The organism is Falsigemmobacter intermedius, assembly GCF_004054105.1.
GTDB classification, from domain to species: Bacteria; Pseudomonadota; Alphaproteobacteria; order Rhodobacterales; family Rhodobacteraceae; genus Wagnerdoeblera; species Wagnerdoeblera intermedia.
Genome location: NZ_SBLC01000074.1, coordinates 1 through 5,588, shown reverse-complemented (window position 1 = coordinate 5,588; position 5,588 = coordinate 1). Strand labels below are relative to the sequence as shown.

5 protein-coding genes and 1 pseudogene are annotated in these 5,588 nt (G+C 60.1%); 2 read left to right on the top strand and 4 right to left on the bottom strand.

Annotated features, from left to right (window positions below):
- Positions 1-88: 88 nt before the first annotated feature.
- On the top strand, positions 89-268 hold the full coding sequence (locus EP867_RS18575; RefSeq protein ID WP_128490943.1) for a hypothetical protein: 180 nt from the start codon (positions 89-91) through the stop codon (positions 266-268).
- Positions 255-2,174: pseudogene (locus EP867_RS18570) on the top strand (recombinase family protein); the annotation flags it as partial. The gene EP867_RS18575 and the pseudogene EP867_RS18570, both read left to right, overlap by 14 nt.
- Here EP867_RS18570 and tnpC (EP867_RS18565) read toward each other — a convergent pair.
- The 4 genes from tnpC (EP867_RS18565) to tnpC (EP867_RS18550) form a co-directional block, all read right to left on the bottom strand.
- Positions 2,130-3,677 carry an IS66 family transposase gene (gene tnpC, locus EP867_RS18565; RefSeq protein WP_241656971.1) on the bottom strand — a complete coding sequence of 516 codons (1,548 nt, stop codon included), beginning with the start codon at positions 3,675-3,677 and terminating at the stop codon, positions 2,130-2,132. The pseudogene EP867_RS18570 and the gene tnpC (EP867_RS18565) overlap by 45 nt on opposite strands.
- A 78-nt stretch (positions 3,678-3,755) precedes the next feature.
- Positions 3,756-4,103: an IS66 family insertion sequence element accessory protein TnpB gene (tnpB, locus tag EP867_RS18560; RefSeq protein ID WP_128490941.1), complete on the bottom strand. Its 348-nt coding sequence runs from the start codon at positions 4,101-4,103 to the stop codon at positions 3,756-3,758.
- Positions 4,100-4,495, bottom strand: coding sequence for an IS66-like element accessory protein TnpA (tnpA, locus tag EP867_RS18555; RefSeq protein WP_128490940.1), 396 nt, complete (start codon positions 4,493-4,495; stop codon positions 4,100-4,102). Before tnpA ends, tnpB begins: the two co-directional genes overlap by 4 nt.
- A 122-nt stretch (positions 4,496-4,617) precedes the next feature.
- Positions 4,618-5,588: IS66 family transposase (tnpC, locus tag EP867_RS18550; RefSeq protein WP_128490939.1), on the bottom strand; the 971-nt coding region annotated here is incomplete at its 5' end.

The following is a 5,588-nucleotide window of genomic DNA, read 5'->3' as shown; positions in this document are numbered from 1 at the left end:
GTCTTCAACACCGCCATGATATGCCGCCCCTCAGCCCATCACCAACTTTCGCGCATTACTCAATGTGGAGTCGCAAGGGAGGACGTTGATGAGACAGCACAACACGCCGATGCCGTGCTCGGGCAGGCAGCTGAGCCTGGCGTTCGAGCCTCGCAAGATCGACGGGATGAAGGACATAGAGCGGGCGGAGGCGACAATGACACTTGCCCAAATTCTGATGCAGGCGGCGGGCCTGATTGTGGAGGAGCTTGACGATGAGCAGCGTTGACTTGATCCCCACACAGCTCCTGAAGCGCAAGGCTGTCGTCTATGTGCGCCAGTCGACACAGTCTCAGGTGATGACCAATTTGGAAAGCCAGCGGCGCCAGTATGATCTTGTGGACATCGCACGCCAGCATGGGTTCGCGGATATCACGGTGATCGACGAAGACCTCGGGCGTTCCGCAAGCGGAACGGTGGCGCGCCCCGGTTTTGAGCGACTGGTGGCGTGGTTGTGCGCGGGCAAGGTGGGGGCTGTCCTGTGCCAGGATGCGTCACGGCTGGCGCGAAATGGCCGGGACTGGCACCATCTGTTGGAGTTGTGCGGCCTCGTCGAAGCCCGTGTCATTGACCATGATGGTATCTATAATCCCTGCCATCCCAACGACCGTCTGCTTCTCGGCATGAAAGGCAGCATCAGCGAGTTCGAGCTCGGCGTGCTCAGGACGCGGATGCTCGATGCCGCCAAAGCAAAGGCGCGACGGGGCGAGCTGCGCCTGCCAGTCCCGTTTGGCTACATCTGGCACCGGGATTTTGGGCTGGGGCTCGATCCCGATCTGCGTTTACAGGAGGTCATCCGGCTCATCTTCGCCCGCTTCGGTGAGTTGGGCAGCGCGCGACAGGTCCTGTTGTCGATGTCTGCCGACCGGATCCATTTCCCCCGGCCTTCGGATGAGGGGCGGATGACCAGCTTCAAATGGATGCCAATCCGCTATCGCAACGTGATCTCCGTGCTCAAGAACCCTTTCTACGCAGGTGTTTACGTCTACGGCAAAAGCGAGAAGCGGACCTCCATCATCGATGGGCGCGCTCGGCGAAGCTATGGCCACAGTAAACCGGTAGGCACTTGGGACGTGTTTATCAGGGACCACCACGAGGGATACATCAGTTGGGATGATTACGAACGGAATCAGGAACAGTTGGCACTAAACACCTACGGTCGCGCCGGTGGGGTAAAATCTGGCCGCGGAGGCAGGGCGCTGCTGTCGGGCATGATGACATGTGCCCGGTGCGGACGGCGGCTCTCGGTCGCCTATACCGGCAAGCCACAGAGCCGTCCCGTCTATCGCTGTGACAAGCCCAACCTGATGATGGGTCTGCCCCGGTGCATGACCTTCGGCGGCCCCCGGGTCGACGCGGCTGTTGCGCGTGAACTGTTGCGCGCAGTAGAACCCTTGGCGATCGAAGCCGCATTCGAGGCAGAGCGGATGCATCGGAAACGACAGGATGATCAACGTCAGATCCTTGATCTGGAACTGCGGCAGGCCCGCTACGAGGCCGGTCTTGCCGAGCGTCGCTATGCTGCCTGCGATCCTGACAACCGTCTGATCGCTGCCCAGTTAGAGAAGAACTGGGAAATCGCGTTGCGCCGTGTGCAGGGTCTGGAAGCACGACAACCGACGGACTGTGCATCGGCCATTGAAGTCGATCCGTCTGCTTTTGCCGACATGGCAGAAAACCTGTCGGCAGCTTGGAATGCGCCTGATGTGACGATGCGCGCGCGTCAGCAGCTGCTGCGGACATTGATCGCCGACATCATCGTCGATGTCGATGATGCAGTGCGCGACGTCGTCCTCACGATCCACTGGCGGGGCGGCCAGCACTCAGAGTTGCGCGTCCGTAAACCCCGAACCGGGGAACACGGTTCTGCGACAAGTGATGAGGCCTTGGCGGTCATGCGCAGCATGGCCGGCCGTTGGTCTGACGAGCATATCGCCGCGTCACTCAATCGGATGGGCATGCCCACTGGGCAAGGCAAGACCTGGACTGCGCACCGCGTCGCCTCAGTTCGCCGCGTTCGCGAAATCCACGCCTATCGATCTGCTGAAAAGGATGGCGAATGGCTTACCATGACCGAGGCCGCAAAAACGTTAGGCGTCACTAACCATGTGATACGTCGCCTTATTAAATCCGGCACCCTTTCCGCCGAGCAGGTTGTCTCCGGAGCGCCCTATCAGATCCGTGCCAATGACTTGGCGTCGGAGGCGGTCAAAATTGCCGCGACCCGAAAACATCGCCCGTGTCGCATCACCGACACGGACACGCTTCCAATGTTTACAGACACTTGAATATGGAGTGCATAATGAAACCAGCGTCGCAATTGGTCTGATCGACCGCTCACAGGTGTTGTTGTCCAGCTCGAGCTGCCCATCGCTGAGATAGCCGCGCGCTTTCGGCATGCGGTTCAAGGCGTAGCGGATCGCTTCGGCCAGCTTGGTTTTGCCAGAGATCTTGCGCAGCTGCGTCTGCAGCCAGAGTTCCAACGCGTCAAAGACCGGCTTGGCCTTGGCCTGCCGCAGGGCCACGCGCTCTTCCGGGGATTTCCCACGCGCTTCCTTCTCCACAGCATAGAGCTGTGCAATCTGTTTGATCGCCTGTTGGGCAATGGGGGAACCGGTGCGCTCGACCTCGTCGACAAATTTGCGGCGCACATGGACCATGCAGGCCTGTTCGTCAGCCTTGCCCTTGCCGAACAAGCCGTTGAACCCGGCGAAGCCATCAGCATGGACCGTGCCAGTATAGCCCGCGAGATGGTTGGCGGGGTGCTCGCCCTTTCGATCAATGCTGAACTGATACCAGGCGCAGGGGGGTGCTGCCCCGCACCACGGACGTTCATCCCGGACGTAACTCCAGAGCCGGGCCGTTTTGGTCTTTGTGGTGTTGGCGCGCACCTGCAGCTTTACAGGGGTGTCGTCTGCAAACAGGGCTGGCCCCGCACGGACCAGTTTGCCGATATGCTCGGCCAGAGGCTCCAGCAGCGCCGTCGTGCGCCCGACCCAGTCGCTGAGCGTGGAGCGGTGCAAATCAACCCCTTCGCGGGCGTAGATCTTGGATTGCCGCTCAAGCGGCAGATGATCGCAATATTTGCCGACCAGCATGTGCGACACGAGGCCGGGTCCGGGTCGCCCGCGCTCGATCAGGCGGGATGGCAACGGGGCTTGGGCGAAGGCTTCACAGCAGGTGCAGGCCATGCGGGGGCGGATGAACCGGCGCACGACGAAGTGACCTGGGATATAATCCAGCTCTTGGGTGATATCCTCGCCCACCTGGCGCAGGGTGCCGCCGCATCCGGCGCATGCCTCACCGGGTGACAGGACCTCATCTTTCCGTTCCAGATGATCTGGCAGCGGCTTGCGGCTGTGCTGGCGTTTGTTGTTTGGGGTCTCTTCATCACCGGGTGGATGCCCAGTGTGTTGATCCTTTGCGGCCTGCGCGATCTCATCGTCCTCTGACAGATCAAGCGCCAGTTGGTTTATACCCTCTGACTTTGCGCCAAAACACGCCTTGCGGTGACCATGAAGTTCAGCCTTCAGCTTCTCGATCTGGTAGGCTTGAGACTGGATATGCTGGGCCATCTGCACGCTGATCGCGCGCAGCTCATCAGGATCTTCAGGCAGGGATTTGAAGGCCTCCAGCATGGCATAATTTATACAGGATCGCCTCTTACGAGGGAACGCAAAACTGCATATAAACCTATGTTTTGTTGGTGGTTTGCCTCACCCCGCGACCAGGGGTCGCCAGGTTTTTTGTGGGGTCCGCCAGTCGATCCCTTCGAGCAACATCGATAGTTGTGATAGGCTCAGGCTGATCTTACCTTCCTTGGCAGCAGGCCAGACAAACCGGCCCCGTTCCAGCCGCTTTGTAAACAGGCAGGCCCCTTGGCTATCCCACCAGATGATCTTCAAAAGATCACCCCGGCGACCACGGAAGACGAACATGTGGCCCGAATACGGATCCTCGGCCAAAACCTGTTCCGTCTGTGCCGCCAGCGTGTTGAAACCGCGTCGCATGTCCGTGACGCCGGCCGCCAGCCATACCCGCGTGTTGCTTGGCACCGGGATCATTGCGCCACTGCCTCGACCATCGCCACGATCGCTGACAGCGCGGTGGCACCCTCCACCAATATCCGCCGACCATCCGACAACGTGATGTCCACACGCTGCGCGGTGATGGAACCTGTCGAAGAGGTGGGCAAAACAGGTGCTACCGAGACAGGCTCCATGCCCGCAACCTCGACTGGAAGAAAGGTTGCCCCTTCAGGCACCGACAAATCCGCAGCCTGATCCTCTGATGCAAACCGAGGATCGCGGAGCCATTTGTGGATCAGGTTGGTGTTCATCGCATATCGCCGCGCAACCTGCGCAACCGAGACACCGCAAACCCGCGCCTGCGCGCAGATCGACAGCTTCTCATCGTCTGACCAGACCCGCTTCTTCTGGCCTTTCTTGCCCGCCATCACCCACCTCAAGATGTCCACTATCAATGGTGGACATCTAGCAGGCACTCCATCACGCCGTCAGAGCGCCGACACCGGACGGATACGCAGAAACCATTGCGTAAGCGGGGAGCCGAGACCGTTCAGGCGCGGTAATTCCACGGCATCAGAGCGTCGATGTCCGAACTTGGCCATTGGTTCGCGATGCGCTGCAATGTTTGGGTGAGCCATGCGGTGGGGTCGACGTCGTTCATGCGGCAGGTCTGCAGGAGTGTGGCGATGGTTGCCCATGTCCGCCCGCCACCATCGGATCCGGCAAAGAGACTGTTCTTACGGATGATTGTTTGCGGTCTGATGGCCCGCTCGACGATGTTGGAGTCCAACTCGACGCGTCCATCCCGGAGGAAGCGTTCGAAGACGGTGCGACGGGTCATGGCATAGCGGATGGCTTCGGCCAGTTTTGATTTTCCGGAGATCCGGGCCAGCGTGTTCTGCCACAGGTTAAAGAGCGCCTCGACGATCGGAGCAGAGGCCGTCTGCCGGGCGCTTGCGCGTATGTCCGGCGCACAGCCTCGGATAGCCGCCTCATTTTCCCAGAGCTTTGCCATCATCTCCAGCGTGGCGGTGGCCACTTCTGAGATGCCCGCCACATGAAGCTCATAGAACTTGCGTCGGCTATGTGCCCAGCAGCCTGCCAACCGAGGGCCGTCATTGCCACCGTCTTTGCGGGTCAGCTTGGTATAGGCGGTATATCCGTCCACCTGGAGAATGCCGCTGTAACCACCGAGATGGCGACGAACGCAGTCACCGGATCGGCTGTCTTCAAAACGATAGACGACCATGGGCGGAGCCTGGCCCCCAAAGGGGCGATCATCGCGGGCATAGGCCCAAAGCCAGGCCTTTCTGGCAGCCCCGCTGCCCGGCCTCAGGGTGGGGAGTGTGGTCTCATCCGCAAAAATACGTTCGCCCTTTTTCACCTCGGCAAAGAGGTGATCGGCCAGGATATCCAATTCAAAACCGAGCCGACCCATCCATTGCGCCATTAAACGGCGTTCCAGTTCGACACCGTCACGTGCATAGATACCTTCCTGCCGATAGAGCGGCAGACCATCGG